Annotated in this window: 2 protein-coding genes and 2 pseudogenes; 3 read left to right on the top strand and 1 reads right to left on the bottom strand. The window is 60.9% G+C overall.

From position 1 onward, the window contains the following. Both LHL23_RS23250 and LHL23_RS23245 read left to right on the top strand, forming a co-directional pair. Positions 1–253, top strand: a pseudogene (locus LHL23_RS23250) (biotin/lipoyl-binding protein); the annotation flags it as partial. Between the two features lie 196 nt (positions 254–449). Continuing rightward, positions 450–884 carry a DUF4405 domain-containing protein gene (locus LHL23_RS23245; RefSeq protein ID WP_226431732.1) on the top strand — a complete coding sequence of 145 codons (435 nt, stop codon included), beginning with the start codon at positions 450–452 and terminating at the stop codon, positions 882–884. Positions 885–1648: 764 nt separating this feature from the next. On the opposite strand, the gene LHL23_RS23240 is transcribed toward LHL23_RS23245, so the two are convergent. After that, positions 1649–3028 (bottom strand): phenylacetate--CoA ligase family protein, encoded by a 1380-nt coding sequence (locus tag LHL23_RS23240; protein WP_226431731.1) that lies wholly within the window; start codon positions 3026–3028, stop codon positions 1649–1651. A 482-nt stretch (positions 3029–3510) separates the two neighbouring features. On the opposite strand from LHL23_RS23240, the pseudogene LHL23_RS23235 reads away from it, so the two are divergent. Beyond that, a pseudogene (locus LHL23_RS23235) lies at positions 3511–4011 on the top strand (universal stress protein); the annotation flags it as partial.

The raw sequence follows: 4011 nt of genomic DNA, 5'->3' as shown, positions 1-4011 counted from the left end.
CAGGGCCGGCCGGGTCGACCGGGTGCTGGCAGCCGAGGGCAGCCTGGTGGCGGCCGGCGACATCCTGGTCGAAATGGACACGGATGAGCTGTCGGCGGCACATGACCGGGCCAAGGCAGAAGCCGCCCTGGCGCGCCAGACCAAGACCGAGGCCGAGGCGCTGGTAGTCCAGCGCCAGAGCGAGCACCGCCGGGCAGCGCATGAGCTGGCACGCAGGCGGATCATAAAGGCGACGGCCTTCCGCAGGGCTTGACGTGCGCGCCCTGCTCCATAAAGGCTGCTATTGTCGGCGCAAGCGGATGAACCGGGTCGCTAGGGCTCAGGTCTGAGCGACTGCCCGCCGGTTTTTGTAAGCTGCTCCTGTCTTCAGCATTCCGAACCATATCTGGATCAATGCGCTTGGGCATGCTGCCGGATAGACTCAGCCTATCCTGATTGGAGATAGGAAAATGACCGATACAGATACTCAGCCCCGATCGAAGGGAAGGTTGACAAGCAGGGCCTTGGCCGTCTTCGGCGTAACCTTTTCATTCGCTGCCATTCTTGTCAGCGGCAGCATCCTTTTCTTTGCGCCCAAGGGAAAGATCTCCAGAGCCGAGGACTGGGATGCGCTGGGGCTGGGCAGGCAGGATTGGAGCGATCTCCATATCATCCTGGCAGCGCTGTTTATTGCGTTTTCCTTGTGGCACGCAGCGCTTCATTTCCACGTGTTCAAAACACTTGTCTTCGGCAGCAGGATGTCGCCGCAGGGCCACCGGGTCGAGGCACTGATTGCACTCGCGGCAGTTGCCGGCTTTACCGTTCTTGCACTTCTTCAGCTGCCTCCGGCCAGCTGGCTTCTCGAGCTCAACGAGCTTTTCAAGCATGAGTTCTGGGCCCGCTGAAATTTGGAGCCAACTGTCAGGGCCAGTCCAGGGCTGGCCGCAGCTCTCGGCTCGGCTTTCCTCCCCGGTTCCCCGAATGCTTCCTCTGCGGGGAGCCATCTGCAGGCCCGGCCTTCTGCGGCGGCGCGCCCCACGTCTCCCGGACCTCTTGCGTGCCCATCACCTAGCAGTTTACCGGATCCTCAATACACTTGTTCAGACCGGTTTTTGACAAGATGCTGCGTCAGAGACGGAAAATCCGCGTCGTCCGCTTCCGCGAAGCGCATGCACTCACCGACACAAACTGGTTTGCTACCAAGCAGTTGGATGTGGTCTGCGCACCCAAAAACTCCTTTCACGGAGGGCGGTCGCCGGCTTGCGGGTGGCCGTGCTGATCAGTGCGCAGACATCCCTCAGGCTGGCAATCAGGCAGGGTGGCGGATAACTGGGAAGAAGCGCGCCGCACTGCAATCGGCCGGGCGCAAATACGCCTTTCCTGCCATTTGCTAAGAAACGGATTCACAAAGAAACAATTGCTTGCACCCCTGTTACGAACCAGAAGGGCGGCGGCCGCAAAACCACCGCCGCATGGACCCTGCCGTGTGCCGCGGACGTCTGGGGTGAACGTTGTGCCTTCATGAATGCAGGCCGGACTTGCAAGATCTCCCTTGGCTGAACGCCGCAGCGGCGTAAGTCTTGCCCGGCCTCCAAGAAAGGGGCTGGTGCGCACAGTTATAGGGCATTCACCTCCCTCTCGGTCGCCAGCCGGAATAGACCCGGCCAGGTTATTTTCTTGCTCTGTAGCTGTGCCAAGGCACGACTTCGTGAAACTTGCCGCTGGCGGTTAATTCAGGAAGTTTTTTACTTTCCCGCACTGCAACGTCGCTCAGTCCGTTATCACTAAGCACTTGTTTCACCGACTCGATGACGTCTTGAAAAACAAGCTCCGGCGCCGCCTCTTCGGCCAGTTGGATCCGCACTTCGAAATTTCTCTCGCCGGTCTGGACAAGCTGAATGCGCCGGGCTTGCTCGTGCTCCAAATCAAAAACGAGCGGCGACAGCGTCACGTCGCCCACACGAACGAGCGTCGCCTGGCGCCCTTCGACCTGAAAACTGCGAAACGGCGACCCGCAGGGACACGGGTCGGTGTGGAAGCGGACGCAGTCACCGAGATCATACCGTATGAAGGGTTGCACGTCATTGGCGAGCACCGTCAGCAGCACGGTTGACGATACCGTGCCATCGGGAACCGGCCGCATCGCTTCGTCTACCGCCTCAAGAATGACCCAGTCTTCGTTAACATGCTTGCGCCCGCAGCTGCACTCGAACGAAAGCACCAGGCACTCGGTGCACCCATAAGTGTCGGCAATGCCGTATACCAGCCTGGGGAAGGCCCGCCGGACCCGGCCGCGGAGATCATCTGTGAGTGTCTCGCCGCCTGTACTGAAGAGCTCCGGCTCGACCTGCAGCCGCCCGGCCTCCTTTTCCCGAACAAGAATGGCCAGCATGCTCGGATAGGTCACGATCCAGGCGACGTCCGGCATCGCATTGAGACTGTCAACAAGCTGGCTGACCGGCTGCTCTGCTTCGAGGAAGACCAAATTCTTCGCCAACCCCGGAAACAGCTGTTTCATCAGTTTGTTGAACCCGTTGCCGGCAAAGTGCCCATTGCCGCCGGTGATAGTGACTCTCAAGCCCCGCTTGCGGACATTCCGGAAAAGTTTCCAACGTTGCAAATCGAAGCGTGCCAGCGAAATTCCATAGGCATACTCCACGAACGATGAGGGCATAACGATGATCGCCGGTTCTCCCGACGATCCGGAGGTCTGGAAAATGGCAACATTTTCAATCGGAACACCGGCCTTCCGGATGTCCCGGAGATGTTCGCGGGCCCTGCCGAGCGGCAGAGAACGAATGGTCAGCCAGTCGTCGAATTTCTCCATGAGATCGGGCTTGCGGGTCACCGGCAAGTCGCGCAACTCGATCTCTCTTGATGGCCTCAGGTCCGCATAAAGCCTGCAAAACAAGGGGGAATCGCGCCGCACCTTTTCTACGAGGCGCCGCAGATTGCGGAGTTGCTTGGCTTCAATCCGCTTTCGTCCGCCCCAGCCTGTCCAAAGCCCTCCAACCAGGTAACCCAATGCTCTAAGAAGGCTGAAACGCATTTCTGCTGGCGACCCCCCTTGTATGCATCCGGCGTAAAGACCCGTGTGTTGCAGACTACGCCAATGTGCTCCGCATCAATTGACCGCTGTCAATTCAGGAATCCTGCCGGCCTGCAGTCAACTGTTCGAGTTTGCGGCCGCCGGGACCTTTTTCACTGCAACCAGGGCCGACGGGACGCACGGACGAGCTGACTATCGTCGAATACATCAGCAGCATCTATAACCTGCACCGCAGGCACTCGGCCCTGAGCTGCTTAGGCCCATTGGCTTTCGAGGCTCAGGCTGCGTCAATGAGAACTTGGAACGGCGCGCTAACGTGTCGGGTCCAAGAAGACCTGCCACTCTCGGTGTGCTTCAATCGCCCCGCTTCCCTTCTGCGGCAGCGGATTGATCAGGATCATCGCGCCCGGCCGCAGATCTGGTCTACTGGCTGACGCGGTGTGCATGCCCGCCTGCCGCGAACCAGCTCCCGGAGGCCCGCCATGCAACGCAAAACCTCTCTCTTCGTGCTCGCCGCAGACACCAGCGACGAAACCGTCACCGCCGCCGCCGAGGCGGCGCAGGCCCAGGACGCCTACCTGGCCTGCCTGCTGCTGGATAATCCGCCCGGCAGGCCCTATTTCGTCTCCGGCGCAACTGCCTTTGGCGCGGCTGCAATGCCCGCGGACTGGGTCGACCGCCTCCATGAGGCGCGGCAGGCGGCCGAAACCCGCGCCGGTGAAGTGAACGATCTCCTGACCCGCAGCACCTGCTCCGGCGACGTGCAATATGCGGTCTGCGCCAGCGCCGACATCCGGCTGCTCTGCGCCCAGCGGGCAAAGTCCTGCGATATCGCGCAGTTCGCCGATGGCCTCAGGGACCACGAGGCGGTGTTCCGCGAAGCCCTGCACGGCCTGCTGTTCCAGTCGCCGGTTCCGGTGATCGTGAACGGCGCGCCCTTCGGCAGCTACAGCCGCATCTTCCTGGCCTGGGACAGCAGCCTT

Source organism: Leisingera sp. McT4-56, from assembly GCF_020514995.1.
GTDB lineage: Bacteria > Pseudomonadota > Alphaproteobacteria > Rhodobacterales > Rhodobacteraceae > Leisingera > Leisingera aquaemixtae_A.
The sequence above is the reverse complement of the archived record's forward strand: the minus strand, read 5'-3'. Positions and strand labels throughout refer to the sequence as shown.